Annotated in this window: 16 protein-coding genes and 1 tRNA gene; 15 read left to right on the top strand and 2 right to left on the bottom strand. The window is 60.5% G+C overall.

Annotation, left to right across the window (positions count from 1 at the left end; genetic code table 11):
• The first annotated feature begins 32 nt into the window (after window positions 1-32).
• The 4 genes from bcsA to C934_RS0106830 are packed head-to-tail and all read left to right on the top strand — an operon-like array spanning window position 33 to window position 8,042.
• Complete coding sequence (gene bcsA, locus C934_RS0106845; RefSeq protein WP_018855958.1) at window positions 33-2,222, top strand: UDP-forming cellulose synthase catalytic subunit; 2,190 nt, start codon at window positions 33-35, stop codon at window positions 2,220-2,222.
• A complete protein-coding gene (locus C934_RS0106840; RefSeq protein ID WP_018855957.1) occupies window positions 2,222-4,696 on the top strand; it encodes a cellulose biosynthesis cyclic di-GMP-binding regulatory protein BcsB in 2,475 nt (824 codons plus the stop codon). Before bcsA ends, C934_RS0106840 begins: the two co-directional genes overlap by 1 nt.
• Window positions 4,693-5,742 (top strand): glycosyl hydrolase family 8, encoded by a 1,050-nt coding sequence (locus C934_RS0106835; RefSeq protein WP_018855956.1) that lies wholly within the window; start codon window positions 4,693-4,695, stop codon window positions 5,740-5,742. The genes C934_RS0106840 and C934_RS0106835 overlap by 4 nt, the downstream gene beginning before the upstream one ends.
• On the top strand, window positions 5,739-8,042 hold the full coding sequence (locus C934_RS0106830) for a cellulose synthesis protein (protein ID WP_018855955.1): 2,304 nt from the start codon (window positions 5,739-5,741) through the stop codon (window positions 8,040-8,042). Before C934_RS0106835 ends, C934_RS0106830 begins: the two co-directional genes overlap by 4 nt.
• A gap of 188 nt (window positions 8,043-8,230) precedes the next feature.
• Here the strand turns inward: C934_RS0106830 and C934_RS0106825 are convergent.
• Window positions 8,231-8,320 (bottom strand) — tRNA-Ser (locus tag C934_RS0106825).
• Between the two features lie 304 nt (window positions 8,321-8,624).
• On the opposite strand from C934_RS0106825, the gene rplU reads away from it, so the two are divergent.
• The 11 genes from rplU to modC all read left to right on the top strand — a co-directional run bounded on the left by rplU (window position 8,625) and on the right by modC (window position 18,144).
• Window positions 8,625-8,942: a 50S ribosomal protein L21 gene (gene rplU / locus C934_RS0106820; protein ID WP_007528566.1), complete on the top strand. Its 318-nt coding sequence runs from the start codon at window positions 8,625-8,627 to the stop codon at window positions 8,940-8,942.
• Window positions 8,943-8,977: 35 nt separating this feature from the next.
• Window positions 8,978-9,247 (top strand): 50S ribosomal protein L27, encoded by a 270-nt coding sequence (rpmA, locus tag C934_RS0106815; RefSeq protein WP_018855954.1) that lies wholly within the window; start codon window positions 8,978-8,980, stop codon window positions 9,245-9,247.
• A 126-nt stretch (window positions 9,248-9,373) separates the two neighbouring features.
• On the top strand, window positions 9,374-10,030 hold the full coding sequence (locus C934_RS0106810) for a GNAT family N-acetyltransferase (protein ID WP_026371618.1): 657 nt from the start codon (window positions 9,374-9,376) through the stop codon (window positions 10,028-10,030).
• Window positions 10,027-10,614, top strand: a complete 588-nt coding sequence (locus C934_RS0106805; protein ID WP_026371617.1) for a GNAT family N-acetyltransferase — start codon at window positions 10,027-10,029, stop codon at window positions 10,612-10,614. Before C934_RS0106810 ends, C934_RS0106805 begins: the two co-directional genes overlap by 4 nt.
• A gap of 277 nt (window positions 10,615-10,891) precedes the next feature.
• Window positions 10,892-11,974, top strand: a complete 1,083-nt coding sequence (obgE, locus tag C934_RS0106800; protein ID WP_018855951.1) for a GTPase ObgE — start codon at window positions 10,892-10,894, stop codon at window positions 11,972-11,974.
• Window positions 11,961-13,130 carry a glutamate 5-kinase gene (gene proB / locus C934_RS0106795; protein ID WP_018855950.1) on the top strand — a complete coding sequence of 390 codons (1,170 nt, stop codon included), beginning with the start codon at window positions 11,961-11,963 and terminating at the stop codon, window positions 13,128-13,130. Before obgE ends, proB begins: the two co-directional genes overlap by 14 nt.
• Window positions 13,123-14,406 carry a glutamate-5-semialdehyde dehydrogenase gene (locus tag C934_RS0106790; RefSeq protein WP_018855949.1) on the top strand — a complete coding sequence of 428 codons (1,284 nt, stop codon included), beginning with the start codon at window positions 13,123-13,125 and terminating at the stop codon, window positions 14,404-14,406. Before proB ends, C934_RS0106790 begins: the two co-directional genes overlap by 8 nt.
• Before the next feature lie 37 nt (window positions 14,407-14,443).
• A complete protein-coding gene (locus C934_RS0106785; protein WP_245267919.1) occupies window positions 14,444-15,037 on the top strand; it encodes a nicotinate-nucleotide adenylyltransferase in 594 nt (197 codons plus the stop codon).
• 481 nt (window positions 15,038-15,518) lie between these two features.
• Window positions 15,519-16,304: a molybdate ABC transporter substrate-binding protein gene (modA, locus tag C934_RS0106780; RefSeq protein ID WP_026371616.1), complete on the top strand. Its 786-nt coding sequence runs from the start codon at window positions 15,519-15,521 to the stop codon at window positions 16,302-16,304.
• A 74-nt stretch (window positions 16,305-16,378) separates the two neighbouring features.
• The gene (gene modB, locus C934_RS0106775) at window positions 16,379-17,080 is read left to right on the top strand and encodes a molybdate ABC transporter permease subunit (protein ID WP_018855946.1); all 702 of its coding nucleotides are present in this window, start codon (window positions 16,379-16,381) and stop codon (window positions 17,078-17,080) included.
• A complete protein-coding gene (modC, locus tag C934_RS0106770; protein WP_018855945.1) occupies window positions 17,077-18,144 on the top strand; it encodes a molybdenum ABC transporter ATP-binding protein in 1,068 nt (355 codons plus the stop codon). The genes modB and modC overlap by 4 nt, the downstream gene beginning before the upstream one ends.
• On the opposite strand, the gene C934_RS0106765 is transcribed toward modC, so the two are convergent.
• The gene (locus tag C934_RS0106765; RefSeq protein ID WP_018855944.1) at window positions 18,145-18,516 is read right to left on the bottom strand and encodes a winged helix-turn-helix domain-containing protein; all 372 of its coding nucleotides are present in this window, start codon (window positions 18,514-18,516) and stop codon (window positions 18,145-18,147) included.
• Window positions 18,517-18,687: the final 171 nt, after the last annotated feature.

The raw sequence follows: 18,687 nt of genomic DNA, 5'->3' as shown, positions 1-18,687 counted from the left end.
AGCGCCCGGCCCGCATTGTCAAAGGGATGTTGATGCATAAAGCCCGAAGCATCATTACGTGGGCCTTCGTTTCTCTGTGCGTGATCGTTCTGATCACATTGCCTGTGAACCTGCAGACACAGCTGATCGCGAGCTTTGTTGTCGTCGCCGTGATGGCGATCATCAAGGGGCTGAAGGCTGAAGGCACCTGGAGACTGATTGCGCTTGCCTTTGGCACCTCCATCGTTCTTCGCTATGTCTATTGGCGAACGACCAATACGCTGCCGCCGATCAACCAGCCGGAAAATTTCATCCCTGGCCTGCTGCTCTATCTCGCGGAAATGTATAGCGTGGCGATGTTGGCACTCAGCCTGTTCATCGTCGCCACGCCCTTGCCTCCGCGTCCATCGCGCGCGAGCAAGGAAGAGCGGTTTCCGCATGTCGACGTGTTCGTCCCCTCCTACAACGAGGACTCCCACCTTCTCGCCAACACGCTGGCCGCGGCAAAGGCCATGGATTATCCGGCCGAAAGACTGCACGTCTGGCTGCTGGATGACGGTGGTACACTGCAGAAGCGCAATTCCAACAAGCTTCTCGAAGCCCAGGCCGCGGTGGCGCGCCATGACGAACTCAAGAAGCTTTGCGAGGATCTCGACGTCCGCTACCTCACGCGTGACCGCAATGAGCATGCCAAAGCGGGCAACCTCAACAACGGAATGAAGCAATCAAGCGGCGAGCTGATCGCCGTGTTCGATGCGGACCACGCGCCGGCACGCGACTTCCTGCTCGAAACCGTCGGCTATTTCGACGACGATCCGAAGCTGTTTCTTGTCCAGACCCCGCATTTCTTCATCAATCCGGATCCGCTCGAACGAAATCTTCGAACCTTCGAGAGGATGCCGAGCGAGAACGAGATGTTTTACGGCATCATCCAGCGCGGTCTCGACAAATGGAATGCCGCCTTCTTCTGCGGTTCAGCCGCCGTCCTTAGCCGGAGGGCGCTCGAATCCCAGGGAGGCTTCAGCGGCATCAGCATCACCGAGGATTGCGAAACCGCGCTTGCGCTTCATGGCAGCGGATGGAACAGCATCTATGTGGACAAGCCGCTGATCGCCGGGCTGCAGCCCGCGACATTTGCGAGCTTCATCGGCCAGCGCAGCCGCTGGGCGCAGGGAATGATGCAGATCTTGCGTTTCCGTTTCCCGCTGCTGAAGCGTGGCCTGACACTGCCGCAACGCCTTTGCTATATGTCGTCGACGCTCTTCTGGCTCTTCCCCTTCCCGCGTACGATTTTCCTGTTCGCGCCGCTTTTCTATCTCTTCTTCGATCTTGAGATCTTCACGGCATCGGGCGGCGAGTTCTTGGCCTATACGCTTGCCTATATGCTCGTGAACCTGATGATGCAGAACTATCTCTACGGGTCCTTCCGCTGGCCGTGGATCTCGGAGCTCTACGAGTATGTCCAGACGGTCCACCTGCTCCCGGCGGTGGTTTCGGTCATGCTCAATCCGCGCAAGCCAACCTTCAAGGTGACGGCGAAGGACGAGTCGATTGCCGTCAGCCGCTTATCGGAAATCAGCCGGCCGTTCTTCGTGATCTTTGCTGTCCAGCTGATTGCTCTGGCGGTGACCATCTATCGCATCTATGCCGAGCCATATAAGGCCGATGTGACCTTGGTGGTCGGTGGCTGGAACGTCATCAACCTCATTATGGCCGGCTGTGCCCTCGGGGTCGTGTCCGAACGTGGCGAGCGGGCTGCGTCCCGACGCGTGCGTGTGAACCGGCGTTGTGAATTCGGGGTCGGTGGCAAGTGGTACACGGCATCGATCGAAGACGTGTCGGTGCACGGCGCGCGACTGCATGTTTTCAACAAGCAGCTGGATCCCATGGTGATCGGGACCGAGGGGGAAATTCGCTTTCAGCCTCATAGCGGCGCAAGCATGGAAACACTCCCCCTAATCGTCCGCAATATCCAGCCGTCCGGCGAGATCCTGGCCGTTGGCTGCCAATACATTCCGAAGCGCGCGCTCGACCACCGCCTGATCGCCGACCTGATCTTTGCGAATTCCGATCAGTGGACACAGTTCCAGCAGGCGCGACGCCATAACCCAGGCCTCATTCGAGGAACAATCTGGTTTCTCGGCCTTTCGCTCTATCAGACAAGCCGTGGCCTCGTGTACCTCTTCCGGAGCACGAGATCTGAGAGCGAGCGCCCGCATCAGGTCGCGAAGGCAGGAAACTGATGAGGAAGATCACATCAATCCTGGCGTTTCTCCTTTCCGCCTCCGCGGTTGCCTATGCACAGACCGCGCCCTTCGACATGTCGGGCGAGCGTGAGCAAGGGAGCGCCCCGATGGTGCCGCGCCTGACATTACCGGCCACGCCTGCGCCGGCGACCGGCCCGCAAACACCCTCCACGCCGCCTGCACCCGCTGCTAACCCGACGCCACCATTCGCCATCGCACCCGCCTCACCGCCAGCCGCGGCTCAACCGCCGCCCGCGCAGGTGGAAGCGCCTCGCCCACAAACTGCCACGCCACCCCCTCTGCCTGCCGTCCAATCAAGCCTAAGCGCCGCGCTTCGAAGATATGTTGTTCCGTTCGCCAAGCTCGGCCTGGATGGCGAGTATGATCGCAAGTCGTGGTCGGTCTACATCACGCCGGAGCAGGCCGCCGCGCCTGCAAAGTTCAACTTCGCCTATCAGAATGCGGTTGTTGTCGCCCCGGAGGCGTCACAACTGACCGTTCTTCTGAACAATCGGATCGTCGGCCAACAGGCGATCGCCTCACCGGATGCACCATCGAATGTCTCCTTTGATGTCCCAGCGGGACTGCTGCAACCGGGCGCAAATCTTCTGACATTCGAAGCCACACAACGCCACCGCACCGATTGTACCATTGAATCGACCTACGAGCTTTGGACGGATATCGACCCGGCCAAGACCTATCTGAGCTTCAGCGGTCAAGAGGCAGCGAAGTTTTCCAGCACGGACGCCATTCGCGCGATCGGCGTCGATGAAACCGGCAGGACGCAGTTCAATTTTGTCGTACCGGCACTCGAGCAGCCAGGCACGACAAAACCTCTTCTGCGCCTTGCCCAGGGACTCTCGGTTCTGAGCGGCATGCCGAACGAGACATTCTCCTTCAGCGCGGATGCACTGCCCCAGTCTGGTCCCGGGCGCATGACTGTGGTTGTCGGAACGCCGGCAGAGCTCCAACCATTCTTCGCCCCCCCGCCGGCCGCGCAAGCGGCGCCGCTGGCCTCCTTTGTGACCGACCCGAAGTCGGGGGCACCCGTTCTTTTGATCAGCGGCCCGTCCTGGCCCGCAATTTCGGCCGCGATTGAAACCATTGTGTCGACGGTGGATCGGCCCGCGACCGCCATTCGCGATACGTTGGTAACCCAGCGTTGGAGCGCACCGGATGCACCGCTTGTTCTCTCGGCCACAAACCTGACATTTGCGCAGTTGGGCGTGAAGACAACGGAATTTTCGGGACGACGCTTCCGGACCAGTTTCAACATCGCCGTGCCGTCTGATTTCTACGCGAACGCCTATGGCGATGCGACGGTACTGCTGGACGCCGCCTTCACGCAGAATGTCCTGCCCGGCAGCCATATCGACATCTACGTCAACGGCAACATCGCTTCAACGGTGCCGATTTCATCAACGGGTGGGGGCATCTTCCGGCACTTGCCCATTCGCGTGACGATGCGGCATTTCAAGCCGGGCTTAAACACACTGTCTCTCGAAGCCATCCTGATGACGAAAGAGGACGACATATGCGTGCCGGGCACGACGGCCGGTACCACGCCGCGCTTTGCGCTCTTCGACACCAGCGAGATTCACATTCCGGACTTTGCCCGCATCGGGCAGCGACCAAACCTCGCCGGACTGTCAGGGACTGGCTATCCCTACAATCGCGCGACACAGCCCATTCCGCTGTTCATCGACCGGATTGATAGCGACACGCTGTCGGCGACGGCCACGCTACTCGGGCAAATGGCAGTGGTTGCCGGCCGCCCGCTCGACATTGAACCGGCCGCGACACCGGGCGCCATCGGCGAACGGGATGCGATTTTCATCGGCTCGATCTCGCAGATGCCGCCGGCCGTGTTGACGCAGTTGAATGTAGCAACGACCAGTCAGGCGTCCTGGCGACCGCCCGCCGCCGTCCAATCGAACCAGACCGAGCCTTCTGTGACCTTTGACGATTGGCGCTCCAAGGTCAGCGGCGGGGTATGGCGCGGGCAGATCACATCATTTCAGGAGTGGCTGCGCCGCAACTTCGACATTTCGCTGAGTTCACTGCAGTTCGTACCAGGGTCCGAGGAAGTCTTCACGCCCTCGAACGACGACAGCTTCTTGATCGCTCAGGGCAAAAGCGCTGCCGGGGGATCCTCCTGGACGATTGTAACGGCTCCTTCCGCCAAGGACCTGCGCGAGGGCGCCGAAGCCGTTACCACACAGGTCAACTGGCCGCAGATCGCAGGTCATATCACCACCTATTCCAGCAAGACCGGCAAGGTCGAAAGCGTCCCGGTCGGTCGCTTCGATTTCGTGGCCTCTCAGCCCTGGTCCCTCTCAAATTATCGCCTGATTGCTGCGAACTGGCTATCAACGAACATACTGTCCTACGCCTTCCTTCTGGTCGTCCTTTCGCTGCTGATCGGTGTTACCACGGCAAGCATGCTTTCCCGGCTGGGCAGGCGCGAATGAAGAGGTTGCTGAAACTGCTCTGCGCCGCAAGCTTCGCGGTTGTTGCTGTCTGCCAGCCCGCGCAGGCGCAAGGTCCCGGAATTAGCCCGCAGGCATGGGGCGCCTACAAGGCGAAGTTCCTGGATGCCAGCGGCCGCATCGTCGATGATGGCAACGGCAATATCAGCCACAGCGAAGGCCAGGGTTACGGCCTGCTGCTTGCCTACCTTGCCAACAACCCAGCTGACTTCGAACAGATATGGTACTTCACGCGCACCGAACTGTTGCTGCGCGATGACGGCCTGGCCGCCTGGAGATGGGATCCTGCCGTCACGCCGCATGTCACCGATAGCAACAATGCATCGGATGGCGATCTGCTGATCGCCTATGCGTTGGCCCTTGCGGGGTCTGCGTGGAACAAGACCGACTATATGGAGGCGGCTGCGAAGATGGCTCAGGCCCTTCTTTCGCATGTCGTCATCAGTTCAAACGGACACACCCTGTTGCTCCCTGGCGTCAGCGGTTTCAATTCCCCTGATCGCAAGGACGGCCCCGTCATCAATCCCTCCTACTGGGTGTATGAGGCGATCCCGGTCATGGCGCTCCTAGCCCCGTCCAACGCCTGGCAGAAGCTGTCGGACGACGGTCTGCAGCTGCTGCAGGCCATGCAGTTCGGACCACGAAAACTGCCCGCCGATTGGGTGAGCCTCAATCGCATGCCGGAGCCCGCAGCCGGCTTCGACGCGGAATTCGGATACAACAGCCTGCGCATCCCGCTCTATCTCGTGCGCGCGGGAGTTTCGGACAAGGCTCTGCTGTCAAGATTGCGAAAGGGAATGACCGCCGAGGAGGGCACTCCGGCGACAATCGACCTCTCGTCCGGCAAGCCGAAGGCGCTGCTGTCGGACCCGGGTTATCGAATTGTTAACGATGTCGTGGCCTGTGTGACGGAAGGAACCAAGCTGCCTGAGTCGTCGCAGCATTTTGAGCCGTCGCTCTACTATCCATCGACCCTTCATCTTCTTGGGTTGGCATTTGTCGGGGAGAAGCATCCGGAGTGTCTGTGAAATCCTCATCCGTTGCAATTGTCGTTGCGGTGGCGGTGGCTGGTCTGGTGACCGCCCTGAGGGACCGCGTGGCACTTCAGGAGATGCTGGGCTTCGGGCAGTCGGGTCACGCAGCTGCGCCACAATTCATGCTCATGGGTCGTGTCACGGGACCGGAAACCAGTCCCAAGCCGCAGATCGACGTCCAGGCCATTGCCGATCGGCTACACGCAGCAACACTGGTTCCGCCGCTTCCTCAACAGGGTGAGACCGCCGGTGACGAGGCCGAAAAGTCGTTGATGGTCGCGCAGGCGCCTCAACAGCAGCCTACGGCGGCTCAGCCAGCCAAGTCAGCCCAGCCGAAAGTCGATGAGAGTGCCTTGCGCTATTTCGCCAGCCGCGGCGACAAGGCGCGCCTGCAGGCCGAGATCGCGCGGCTTCAGGCGCTGTACCCGAACTGGGTGCCGCCCGCCGATCCTCTGGCCGTTCCGCAGAGTGGCGACAGGCAGCTGGAGCAGATGTGGCAACTGTATTCGGAGGGACGCTACGCGGAACTCCGCAAGGCGATTGCCGACCGGCAGGCGTCCGAATCGGGATGGCAGCCGCCGCCTGACCTGCTTGACCGGCTGGATGTCGCCGAGGCCCGCGCGCGCCTCGTCAATGCGTCGGACCTGAAGCAATATGCAACCGTCGTCCAGATCGGCGCCAATACACCGAGCCTCCTGACATGCAGCGACATCGACGTGCTATGGCGGGTTGCCGAAGCTTTCGCGAAGACCGATCGCGCACCGCGCGCCCGGGATGCCTATGTCTATATCCTGAAGAATTGCACAAATCCGCAAGAGCGTGTGGCGACCATTCAGAAGGCGGCCGCCTTGCTTTCCTACGCAGTGATGCAGGATCTCCTGGCGCTTGAACGCCCCGATGGCAACGGCGGCCGCGAATTCGATGGCATTCGCAATGAGCTTGCCCGCCGCTTTGTCGCCGCCGGCAACGATGACCCCGATCTGGCTGTGGCGCCGGCTTATCTTTCAATCGTGCAACGACTTGCTGAAACGGAGCGGCTGGCATCCGACAGCCTTCTTCTCGGCTGGTACCAGCTTCGCCGGGAAAACTATCCCGATGCGGAAAGATGGTTTCGGGCAGCGCGGGAGAAGGAAGACTCGGCAATCGCTTCCCAGGGTCTGGCGCTGGCGCTGATTGCCGAGAAGAAACCGCAAGAGGCGGAGGACGTCATGTACAAGTGGCGTGGTGCCTCCAAGGATGCGACCGCGACATATCTTGCTGCGACGGCGAACCTGATGGCCCTGCAGCCGCCTGCCAACCTCAGCGAAGAGGTACTTTCGCGCATCGCCAGCGAAATCATTGCCCAGAAATATGTGCCGACGGCACAGCAATTCGGCTGGTTTGCCCGCACTCTCAATCAACCGCAAACAGCGGCGCGCTGGTTCGAGACGGCGCTACGCTGGAAGCCGGATGACGAACCGTCCGCTTACGGATTGGCCATCACGCGCCAGCAGTTGCGGGACCGGGCGGGCGTAGTTGAGATCCAGCGCCTGTGGGCTGGCAGGTCCGAGCGCATCGCACAGTTGGGTGAGGCCACGAACCAACGGACCACAACACCTCCCCTGCCCGCTCCTCCCGGGCAGATGGTGCCGCAAGGTCCAACGGCCGCGTCACCGGAGATTGTCCGGGCACCGCCGGAGCGCATCGAAAGTGCAAACCCGCCAGCCGTCACCGAGGTCGTACGCCAGCCTGCGATGCAAACGGTCACGGTTCGCCGCGGTGCACGGCAACTGCGCGGATGCACGACTACGGTCAATGCGCAACTGCTCGATCCGGAAACCGCACTGTCACGGGGCTGGTGCCTGATGGACATCAATCGTCCGATGGAGGCAGCCAAGGCTTTCGAGGCAGCGCTCGCCAGTCCAAACCGCAAGACGCGCGAGGACGCAGCCTATGGCCAGAGCCTCGCCTACCTGCGCGCCGGCCTATCCAACAATGCTGCCGTCGCCGCGACGAAGGCACCGCAGACGCAACAGCGCGCGGCCGAATTGCAGATTGCGATCCTGGCCGACCGGGCTCTCGCCGCCTTCGACGCAAAGCGTTATCGTGAGGCCTTGATATACCTCGATCAGCGCGCCCAGCTTCGCCAGGAACCCATCGATCTGATGGTGCTCCGCGGATATGCCTACCTGAACATGAAGATGTACGGCGACGCCGAGCGGATATTCACTGCCGCGGCCGCGATCGGCAACAAGGATGCAAACCGCGGTCTGGCCGATCTGAAGGCATCGACGCATCCTGATACCGTCGACTAGCGATAACGAGGATTGTTCTGCTGGCGCATGCATGTTGGCGTGAGCGGTGCCATTCAGCGTGCAGCTCACGCGGTCGCCGCGAGCATGGTCGCCGGGCGCACTTCACGCGCTGGATCCGGCTCGTTACCAAGACGGGCTCCGCCGCCGGAGTTAGAGAAAACCACAACAAGGCAGCTAATTGGGGAGAATGGCGGAGAGGGTGGGATTTGAACCCACGATACCCTTGCAGGTATGCCGCATTTCGAGTGCGGTGCATTCGACCACTCTGCCACCTCTCCGCGGTCAGGTCGGCGCTTGTTCGGCGCGGGGGGCTACATAGCGACAGAATGACGGGCTGGCAAGACGAAATCTCAAAGCTTTTCATCCTTTTGCCTTGACAGTTTTTTTATGCTCGCGTATCTCGGCTGCGCAATAGGTGTGGATAAGTCCGCGCCTTGCCTGCTTCGCGCTCGCGAGGCAGATCACCGGCAGCGAGAGTTCTGGGTCAAAGCCTTTGAAATCCCTGCTTAACCTCGACTGATAAAAAGACGGCCACCTGCTGATTGGCGGGCACGAGCCGGAACGAACATGAAAGGATAAAAAATGTTCGCAGTCATCAAGACCGGCGGTAAGCAGTACCGTGTGGCGGCAAACGACGTGCTGACCATCGAGAAGCTTGAAGCAACCGCTGGCGACGCAATTGAATTCACCGAAGTCCTCGTAATCGGCGAAGGCGCCGACGCTGCGATTGGTGCTCCCTTCGTCAAGGGCGCTTCCGTCAAGGCCGAAGTGGTCGAGCACAACCGCGGCAAGAAGGTCATCGCCTTCAAGAAGCGCCGTCGTCAGAACTCGAAGCGTTCGCGCGGCCATCGCCAGCACCACACTGTTGTCCGTATCACGGACATCGTGGCTGCCAAGTAAGATCACGGGACTTTAAGGTTTAAAGGAGAACACCAATGGCACACAAAAAAGCTGGCGGTTCATCGCGCAACGGTCGTGATTCCGAATCCAAGCGCCTTGGCGTGAAGAAGTTCGGTGGCGAAACCGTCATCGCAGGCAACATCATCGTGCGTCAGCGCGGTACGCAGTGGCATCCGGGCGCCAACGTCGGCCTCGGCAAGGACCACACCATTTTTGCGCTTACGGCCGGCAATGTGAACTACCGTACGAAGGCCAATGGCCGCGTGTACGTGTCTGTAATGCCGAAAGCGGAAGCAGCGGAATAAGCCGGTAGCGCTCTAAAACAGCCGGCGTCTCATCGACCCGGCTGAGCGTATCAGGTTCAGTCCAGAAAACAGGGGAGATGGGGCGCCATCTCCCCTTTTTTCTTGTCCAACGAAGGAGGACTGAACATGCAAGGCGAACTATTGAGGGAAGGCCAATCGCGGTCTTTCAGGGAAGACCAGCGGTCTCCCAAGGAACGGCTGAGGCCGGAGCGGTTAAGGACCGATTGCCCTGTCTTACTCTCGGAGCGGCTCGTCATGCGCGCACCGCACGAAGAAGACATCGACGCCCTTGCCCATCTCGCCAACAACGCCAAAGTCGCCACCATGGTGTCGCGCATGCCGCACCCGTACACGGCCAATGATGCCGCCGACTTCGTGCGACGCACGAAAAATGGCGAGATTGGCAAGTGCGTCTATGCGATCACCAAGGCCGAGAACGGCGCCTTTGTAGGGTGCTGCGGGGTCGAACCGCATCTTGACGGGCGGACCGTCGAGATCGGGTACTGGCTTGGAGAACCGTACTGGAATCAAGGCTTTATGACCGAGGCATGCCATGCTTTGGTCGATATGGTCTTTCGCACGCGGCAGGATGTCGATCAGATCGATGCTCGTTGCCGGGTGATGAACGTCGCTTCGCGGCGGGTCATCCAGAAGTGCGGTTTCCAGTTCCAGGGATCGGGGTTGGCGGCATCGCTGGCTCTCGGCAGCAATGTGCCCGTCGAATGGTACAGGCTCGACCGCAAGACCTGGATGTCGCTGAGAAGCTGGGGGAGCGTCCTATGAACGCGATCAGCCTTCAGAGACCCAGGAGCCAGTCGATGACGCCCGGCCCATTGCCGGTCATCACCACCGACCGGCTGGTGCTCCGCCCGCACAGGCTGAGCGATGCCGATGCGATCGCGGACACGCTGTCCGACTTCGCCGTTACCCGCATGCTCGCGCGCGTTCCTGCGCCTTATGACAGGCAGGACGCACTCGACTGGCTGGTTCCGGTGACGGCGGGTGGCATGGCCGACTGGCAGTTTGCCATCACGACTGGCGACGACGCTCATATCGGCGTCGCCGCCATCGAGCTTCGCCATGGCCTTTGGCACCTCGGTTACTGGCTGAACCGCTTCTACTGGCGGCGCGGCTATATGAGCGAGGCGGTAACGGCGGTGCTGGAGCGCTTTTCGCGCCGTATGCCGGAGACGACGGTTCATTCCGGGGTCTTCGCGGACAACCCGGCTTCGTTGAAGCTGCAGGAAAGGCTCGGCTTCCGCATGACCGGTTGCAGCGAAATCTACAGCTTCGCCCGCAACACCATGGTCACGCATGTCGAGACGATGCTGAAGCCGGGTGCCCTGCAACAGGCCAGGATTGCTTGAGACGAACGCGAGGCGTCCCGATCGTCGGGGCGCCTCAACCCCAACTACCGAATAACGACCCAGATGCGGAAATGGTCGGAGCTATGTCGATCTTCGCGGATTTCAGGTTGCTGGATGCGATGATGTTGCCGAACGGTCGAGGTCGTAGATACCATCAAGACCGCAGCCGTACTGTATGCTATAGCTCGCAAACCTCACGATAATCCTTTGACCTCCGATTGAACCGCCTATATCGAAAGCGGCAAGAGGAGCGATGAACGGCCACAATGGAAGTAAGATGAAATTTCTCGACGAAGCAAAAGTCTACATCAAGTCCGGAGACGGCGGCGCGGGCAGCGTCTCGTTCCGACGCGAGAAGTTCATCGAGTTTGGTGGCCCCGATGGCGGTGACGGCGGACGCGGCGGTGATGTCTGGGTCGAGGCGGTCAACGGTCTCAATACACTGATCGACTTCCGCTACCAGCAGCACTTCAAGGCCAAGATCGGTACGCACGGGATGGGCAGGGACCGTACCGGCGCCAATGGTGAGCACGTGACGCTTAAGGTGCCCGTCGGCACGCAGATTTTCGAGGAAGACAAGGAAACGCTCATTTGCGATCTCACCGAGGAAGGCCAACGCTACCGGCTCGCTACCGGCGGCAATGGTGGCTTCGGAAATGCGCACTTCAAATCCTCGGTCAACCAGGCGCCGGACTGGGCCAATCCCGGTCTTCCCGGTGAGGAAAAGACAATCTGGCTGCACTTGAAGCTGATTGCAGACGCTGGCCTTGTTGGATTGCCGAATGCCGGCAAGTCCACGTTCCTTGCAGCCGTCACCCGTGCCCGGCCGAAGATTGCAAATTATCCCTTTACGACATTGCACCCGAACCTGGGTGTCGCGACCGTTGACGGTCAAGAATTCGTCCTTGCCGACATTCCGGGGCTGATCGAAGGCGCGCATGAAGGCGTCGGGATCGGTGACCGCTTCCTCGGCCACGTCGAGCGTACGCGCGTTCTGTTGCATCTCGTTTCCTCGCAAGAGGAAAAGGTCGGCAAGGCCTACACGACCGTCCGGCGCGAACTCGAGGCCTATGGCAGTGATCTTGGCGAAAAGGTCGAGATCGTCGCCCTGTCGCAGATCGACGTTCTCGATGACGCCACCTTGAAGAAGAAGACGAGGGAACTGGCCAAGGCCTGCGGCAAGACGCCGTTCCAGATTTCCGCGGCGACGGGCAAGGGCATGACGGAAGTGCTGCGAGCCTTGCGGGATGTCATTGTCGAGGCGAATGCCGGCGGGGCGGAAAAGCTCGCCAAGGCACCGAAGCTCCGCCATCGCGATACGGTGTCGGATGATGAAGGCGAGGCCCATGACGACGCGTAAGTCGCTTGAGCGCTATCGCCGCATCGTCATTAAAATCGGCTCGGCTCTCCTCGTCGATCGCAAGACCGGTCTGAAGAAGGCGTGGCTCGACGCAATGTGCCGCGATATTGCGGCCATGAAGGCCAAGGGCGTCGACGTCCTTGTTGTTTCGTCCGGCGCGATTGCTCTCGGCCGATCGGTCCTCGATCTCCCTTCGGGAGCCCTGAAGCTCGAAGAAAGTCAAGCATCGGCGGCCGTCGGCCAGATCGCTCTGGCGCGTGCCTGGTCGGAAAGTCTGTCCCACGACGAGATCGTTGCTGGTCAGATCCTTTTGACGCTCGGCGATACGGAAGAGCGCCGTCGCTATCTCAACGCGCGTGCCACCATCAATCAGCTCCTGAAGATCGGCGCCGTGCCGATTATCAACGAGAATGATACCGTTGCTACCAGCGAAATTCGCTACGGCGACAATGATCGCCTGGCTGCGCGGGTCGCGACCATGACCGGTGCTGATCTGCTGATTCTGCTGTCCGATATTGACGGTCTCTATACGGCGCCGCCGCACCTCGATCCGCAGGCGGAATTTCTTGCCACGATCGCCGAGATCACGCCTGAAATCGAAGCGATGGCGGGTGGCGCTGCGTCCGAGCTGTCGCGTGGCGGCATGCGCACCAAGATCGACGCCGGCAAGATTGCGACGACGGCCGGCTGCGCAATGATCATCGCCTCAGGCAAGGCGGACAGCCCGCTCTCGGCGATCGAGAATGGGGCGCGCTCCTCTTGGTTTGCTCCTTCAGGGACGCCCGTCACGGCGCGAAAGACTTGGATTGCTGGTCAGTTGCAGCCGGCGGGCGAACTCCACGTCGACGAGGGTGCCGTTGTTGCGCTCGGCGCCGGCAAGAGCCTGCTTCCTGCCGGGGTTCGCAAGGTTGTCGGGCTTTTCAGCCGCGGCGATACGGTGGCGATCGTCGGCCCGCATGGCCGGGAGATCGCGCGCGGACTTGCTGGCTACGATGCCGAAGAGGCGCGGCAGATTACCGGCCGCAAGTCGACGGAGATCGAGGCAATCCTCGGCTACGCGGGACGTGCGGCAATGATCCATCGCGATGACATGGTGATGACGTCGCAGATCAGTTCAAAATCGGAAAGGCAGAAGAAGGACACAAGCTATGCTTGATACAGTTGCGCCGAGCCCTGACATTGACGCGCTGATGAATGACATCGGCCGCAAGGCCAAGGCTGCGGCGCGACCGTTAGGCTTTGCGTCCACTGAAGCCAAAAACAAGGCGCTGAACGCCATGGCGGATGCGATCCTCGCCAACAAGGATCACATCCTCGCCGAGAATGCCAAGGATCTGAAAGATGTCGCCGGCACGGACATGCTCGCATCCTTCGTCGATCGTCTGACACTGACCGACAAGCGCATTGCCGAGATGGCCGAGGGTATCCGCGCGATCGCGGCGCTGAAGGATCCGGTCGGCGAGGTGATCGCCGCCTGGGAACGCCCGAATGGACTGAAGATCGAGCGCGTTCGGACGCCGCTCGGTGTCATCGGTGTGATCTTCGAGAGCCGTCCGAACGTCACGGCGGATGCCGGCGCGCTCTGCCTGAAAGCCGGCAATGCGGTCATTCTGCGTTGCGGCTCGGATTCCCGGCGCTCATCGCACGCAATTCATGCCTGCCTCGTGCAGGGCCTGAAGGCCGCGGGACTTCCAGAGCATGCCATTCATCTCGTGCCGACAACCGATCGAGCTGCCGTCGGCGCGATGCTGCGCGGATTGGATGGTGCGATCGACGTTATCGTTCCGCGCGGCGGCAAGAGCCTTGTTGCGCGTGTCCAGAACGAGGCGAGGGTGCCCGTCTTCGCGCACCTTGAGGGGCTTTGCCATATCTATGTGGATGCATCGGCCGATCTCGGCATGGCCAAGGAGATCGTCGTCAACGCCAAGATGCGGCGCACCGGTATCTGCGGTGCGGTGGAAACGATTCTCGTCGACAGCGCCGTGGCCAAGAGCCATCTTCGCCCGCTGCTGGAGGCCCTTGCTGGAGCCGGTTGCGAAATCCGCGGTTCGGCTGCGGTCGTCCAGGCAATGCCTGGCGCGAAGGCAGCCACCGAGGAGGACTGGTCGACCGAGTATCTGGATGCCATCGTTTCGGTTGCTGTCGTCGATGGCATTTCGGGTGCGATCGAGCACATCCAGACCTATTCCTCGAACCACACCGAGGCGGTGATTGCCGACGATCCCGATGTGGTGCAGAGGTTCTTCACCGAGGTTGATTCCGCGATCCTGCTGCACAATGCATCGACGCAGTTTGCCGATGGCGGCGAGTTCGGGATGGGTGCCGAGATCGGCATTGCGACCGGCAAGATGCATGCCCGCGGCCCTGTCGGCGTCGAGCAGCTCACCTCCTTCAAATACCGCGTGCACGGCACCGGACAGACCCGGCCCTGACGTGATCAACGACGAAATCGACCGGCGCCATCTTCGCATGCCACATAGCGAGCGGGGCATGGTGGTCGGTCTTTTCGGCGGTTCCTTCAATCCGCCGCATGACGGACATGCGCTGGTCGCCGAAATCGCGATCAAGCGGCTCGGCCTCGACCAGCTATGGTGGATGGTCACGCCCGGGAACCCGCTGAAGGATCGGCGACATCTGCTGCCGCTTGCCGAGCGCATCGCTCTGAGCGAGCGGCTAGCCCGACACCCTTCGATCAAGGTCACCGCGTTCGAACGCGATTTCGCGACGAGTTTCACGGCAAACACGCTGGCGCGCGTCAAGGCGCGCAACCCACATGTCCATTTCATCTGGATCATGGGGGCCGACAGCCTGAAGACCTTCCATCAGTGGCAACGCTGGCAGGATATCGTCAACACATTTCCGATTGCCGTGATCGACCGCCCGGGCTCCACGCTGTCGTTCCTGTCATCGAAGATGGCGAGGACGTTCGATTTTGCCCGCGTTGACGAAGACGATTCCCGCGCGCTCTGGAAGCGCCAGGCACCAGCCTGGACCTTCATACACGGTCCCCGCTCCGGTCATAGCTCGACCGCTATCCGCGCGACCAACAGCGCCGTAAAATAGTTCGACTTTTCAGGGAAGACGTACAAATGAAAAGCCCGACGGGGGAGGAGATCCGTCGGGCTTCGTAAACTCGATCGACAACTGGGAGGAGGAGTGTTGTCGATCCTATCCAACGGCTTTGGGAGGAGGAGATCGCCGTTCGATGAGTGTGTTGTACCATAGTCCCCGGATTCTTGAAGCGGGTCCATTGCATTGCAGCAATGCGCTACAAGCATGGCCGTAGCCAAAACCCTCCTCTATTTTGCCCAATTCTTTGGCATTCGAGACGATTTTCGTCGAGATTTCAAACTCCTGTCGGTTTCCCCCCTAAAATGGCGGGGAATTTTCGCCGTTTTTGGAACTGGGATCTCCGCAGTCATGCGCATCACGTATGTGTGAAGTCTGAGACGCGCAGACGGTTATGCTTGCCAAAATATAGCGCTAGCCAAGTCGCAAGCGACGTTATATTTCTACAGATATTTCCAAAGCTTCGGGAGAGATCATGCACAGTCGTCGCCAATGGATGAAGTTTGCCGTCACAGCCATTTCGGCTGTCTTCTTAGGCGTTGCCGCAACGCCAGCCGCCGCTGCGGAAAAGGTCAGCGTTTTTGCAGCGGCCAGCCTGAAGAACGCCCTTGATGCAGCGAATGCCGCGTGGGCGAAGGAAGCCGGCAAGGAGGCCGTCGCCTCGTATGCTGCGAGCCCAGCGCTTGCAAAGCAAATTGAAGGCGGCGCACCCGCCGACATCTTCATCTCCGCCGACCTGGACTGGATGGACTATCTTGCGAAGAAGAATCTGATCAAGGCCGACAGCCGGTCCAATCTTTTGGGCAACCGAATCGTACTTGTCGCAACCAGGGACCACGCCAAGCCGGTCGAGATCAAAAAGGGCTTCGAGCTCGCCACGCTGCTCGGTGATGGCAAGCTCGCCATGGGTGAGGTGAAGTCGGTTCCGGCCGGCAAGTACGGCAAGGCTGCGCTTGAAGCGCTGGGCGTCTGGCCCTCGGTTGAGGCGAAGGTTGCCGGAGCTGAAAGCGTTCGCGCCGCGCTCGCGTTGGTATCGCGCGGCGAGGCGCCCTATGGCGTTGTCTACCAGACCGACGCCTCCGCGGACCCGGGCGTTGCCGTTGTCGGCACCTTCCCGGCGGATTCGCACCCGCCGATCATTTATCCGGTCGCTATTCTGTCCGAGAGCAAGAACCCAGACGCCGCGGCATACCTCGACTTCCTGAAATCGGAAAAGGTGGCTCATTTCTTTACCGAGCAGGGCTTCACCATCTTGAAATGATTGCGAATTCTCGCACGAAGACATAGCGTGAGAAGGCCCGTCGATACGGGCCTTCTATTTTTGGAGAGAATGGCTTGGACGCACTCGGCCTGAGCGATGATGAATGGACGGCAATCTTGCTCAGCCTGCGCGTGTCGGTGGTGGCGATGCTGGCCAGCCTGCCATTCGGCATCGGCGTTGCGCTGCTGCTGGCGCGGGGGCGGTTTTGGGGTAAGTCCGTTCTCAACGGTGTCGTTCATTTGCCGCTGATCCTCCCGCCTGTCGTCACGGGCTTCATTTTGCTGATCCTTTTCGGGCGGCGCGGACCGATCGGCAGCTTTCTCGATCACTACTTCGGCATCGTGTTTTCGTTTCGCTGGACGGGTGCCGCGCTCGCCTGCGGGGTCATGGCCTTTCCGTTGATGGTGCGCAGCATCCGGCTGTCGATCGAAGCGGTCGATCGAAAGCTGGAAGAGGCAGCCGGCACCTTGGGAGCCAGCCCATTCTGGGTTTTCATGACGATAACATTGCCGCTTACCCTGCCTGGCATCATAGCAGGAATGATCCTTTCCTTTGCGAAGGCCATGGGGGAGTTCGGAGCGACCATCACCTTCGTTTCCAACATCCCGGGGGAAACGCAGACGCTTTCGGCGGCGATCTACTCCTTCACGCAGGTCCCGGGTGGTGATGCCGGCGCCCTGCGGTTGACGCTCGTCGCTATCGTGATTTCAATGGCTGCCTTGCTTGCCTCGGAATTGCTGTCGCGCATCGTCGGCCGGAGGATTGATCCGGAATGACGCTTGTCGTGAAAGCAAAACAGCGGCTTGGTGCATTCGCGCTCGATGCCGCGTTTACCTCGGGGCGCGGGATCACCGCGCTTTTCGGCCGTTCCGGCTCTGGTAAGACCTCTATGATCCGTATCATTGCCGGGTTGGCGCGGCCCGACGCGGGCCAGGTCGTCCTCGATGGCGAAGTCCTGACAGATACCGAGCGGCGGATCTTTGTCGCCAAGCATCGACGGAGGTTCGGTTATGTCTTCCAGGAGGCGCGGCTGTTCCCGCACCTCAGTGTCCGTCACAACCTGTCCTATGGCCGGTGGTTTGCCAGAGCCACCGGTTCGGCAGAGGGATTGGATCATATTGTTTCGTTGCTGGGCATCGAAAGCCTGCTCGAGCGCAGGCCGGAAAAGCTCTCCGGTGGCGAGAAGCAGCGCGTTGCCATTGGGCGAGCCCTGCTTTCGGCTCCCCGTCTGCTGTTGATGGACGAGCCGCTGGCGGCGTTGGATGACGCCCGGAAAGCCGAGGTCATGCCCTATCTCGAGCGCCTGCGCGACGAGATGGACATTCCGATCGTCTATGTCAGTCATTCGATCGCCGAAGTCGCCCGCCTCGCCAATCAGGTCGTGGTCATGCGCGACGGAAAGGTGGAGGCAGTCGGCTCAGCCGTGGATGTGCTAAGCCATCCGCCTGCATCATTCGAGCGGCGTGATGCGGGGGCTCTTCTTGAAGGGACGGTGGAGAGCCTCGACGTGCAGCACCGCATTGCGACAATTGCCCTGAAATCAGCTCGGCTTCACGTCCCGGGAGCGATGCTAAACCTCGGTAAGCCCGTTCGCGTCCGCATTCCATCTCGCGACGTGATGCTGGCGATGAGAAAGCCGGAAGCGCTGAGCGCGCTCAACGTGCTTGAAGGTACCGTTCAGAACATGACGCAGGCAGACGACGCGACCATTGACGTTCTCGTCGATTGCGGTGGGGACACCATTCTTTCCCGGATCACAAGCTTTTCGGCAGAGCGGCTGGGCGTGCGGATTGGGTCGCCTGTTTTTGCTGTGATAAAGACGGTCGCGCTTGAGCCATGATCAGCGATTGCTTTCAGGCGATCGGTTGGCCTCCAGCCATGCCAGTTCTTCCGCAAGAGTGGTTTTCATCATCTGCTCCATCTTGCGAAAGCGGGCGAGGAGCTCATCGCCGAACGGCGTCAGCGCCGCACCTCCACCTTTTGGGCCGCCGCGCTGGGACTCGACGACGGGCTCGCGAAACATCCGGTTCATATCGCTGACAAGCAACCAGGCGCGACGATAGGACATGTCCATCGCCCTGCCTGCCGCGGAAATCGATCCCGTTTCCCTGATATGTTCGAGCAGTTCCATCTTGCCGCGCCCGAGGCGGTCTTCATGAGGAAAACTGATGCGGAGTATCGGTGTGAGCGTATCAACGGCGGGGCTTTTCATCGGCAAGTCTTCTATAGTCGAAAACGATCTTACTTTACGTGTGGTTGCAAGGACTGTACACAGCCGGGCCACATTCGGTCTTTCATCCACAGATGATCTATCGCGTCAAATGGTCGTTCACGCTTTGTGATTGTGCGCGTCTTGAAACGTTAATGGTTTGGTGCCTATCTT

Origin of the sequence: Rhizobium sp. 42MFCr.1, from assembly GCF_000377185.1 — a bacterium.
Lineage (GTDB): Bacteria > Pseudomonadota > Alphaproteobacteria > Rhizobiales > Rhizobiaceae > Rhizobium > Rhizobium altiplani.
Note: the sequence above shows the minus strand (reverse complement) of the source record. Positions and strands in the feature narration are given on the sequence as shown.

Bases quoted from the DNA above. Each gene is read 5' to 3' on its own strand.
- C934_RS0106835 (WP_018855956.1), top strand. From the start codon at position 4,693: ATGAAGAGGTTGCTGAAACTGCTCTGCGCCGCAAGCTTCGCGGTTGTT.
- rpmA (WP_018855954.1), top strand. From the start codon at position 8,978: ATGGCACACAAAAAAGCTGGCGGTTCATCGCGCAACGGTCGTGATTCC.
- C934_RS0106840 (WP_018855957.1), top strand. From the start codon at position 2,222: ATGAGGAAGATCACATCAATCCTGGCGTTTCTCCTTTCCGCCTCCGCG.
- modA (WP_026371616.1), top strand. From the start codon at position 15,519: ATGCACAGTCGTCGCCAATGGATGAAGTTTGCCGTCACAGCCATTTCG.
- obgE (WP_018855951.1), top strand. From the start codon at position 10,892: ATGAAATTTCTCGACGAAGCAAAAGTCTACATCAAGTCCGGAGACGGC.
- proB (WP_018855950.1), top strand. From the start codon at position 11,961: ATGACGACGCGTAAGTCGCTTGAGCGCTATCGCCGCATCGTCATTAAA.
- bcsA (WP_018855958.1), top strand. From the start codon at position 33: ATGCATAAAGCCCGAAGCATCATTACGTGGGCCTTCGTTTCTCTGTGC.
- C934_RS0106810 (WP_026371618.1), top strand. From the start codon at position 9,374: ATGCAAGGCGAACTATTGAGGGAAGGCCAATCGCGGTCTTTCAGGGAA.
- C934_RS0106805 (WP_026371617.1), top strand. From the start codon at position 10,027: ATGAACGCGATCAGCCTTCAGAGACCCAGGAGCCAGTCGATGACGCCC.
- modC (WP_018855945.1), top strand. From the start codon at position 17,077: ATGACGCTTGTCGTGAAAGCAAAACAGCGGCTTGGTGCATTCGCGCTC.
- C934_RS0106790 (WP_018855949.1), top strand. From the start codon at position 13,123: ATGCTTGATACAGTTGCGCCGAGCCCTGACATTGACGCGCTGATGAAT.
- rplU (WP_007528566.1), top strand. From the start codon at position 8,625: ATGTTCGCAGTCATCAAGACCGGCGGTAAGCAGTACCGTGTGGCGGCA.
- C934_RS0106765 (WP_018855944.1), bottom strand. From the start codon at position 18,516: ATGAAAAGCCCCGCCGTTGATACGCTCACACCGATACTCCGCATCAGT.
- C934_RS0106785 (WP_245267919.1), top strand. From the start codon at position 14,444: ATGCCACATAGCGAGCGGGGCATGGTGGTCGGTCTTTTCGGCGGTTCC.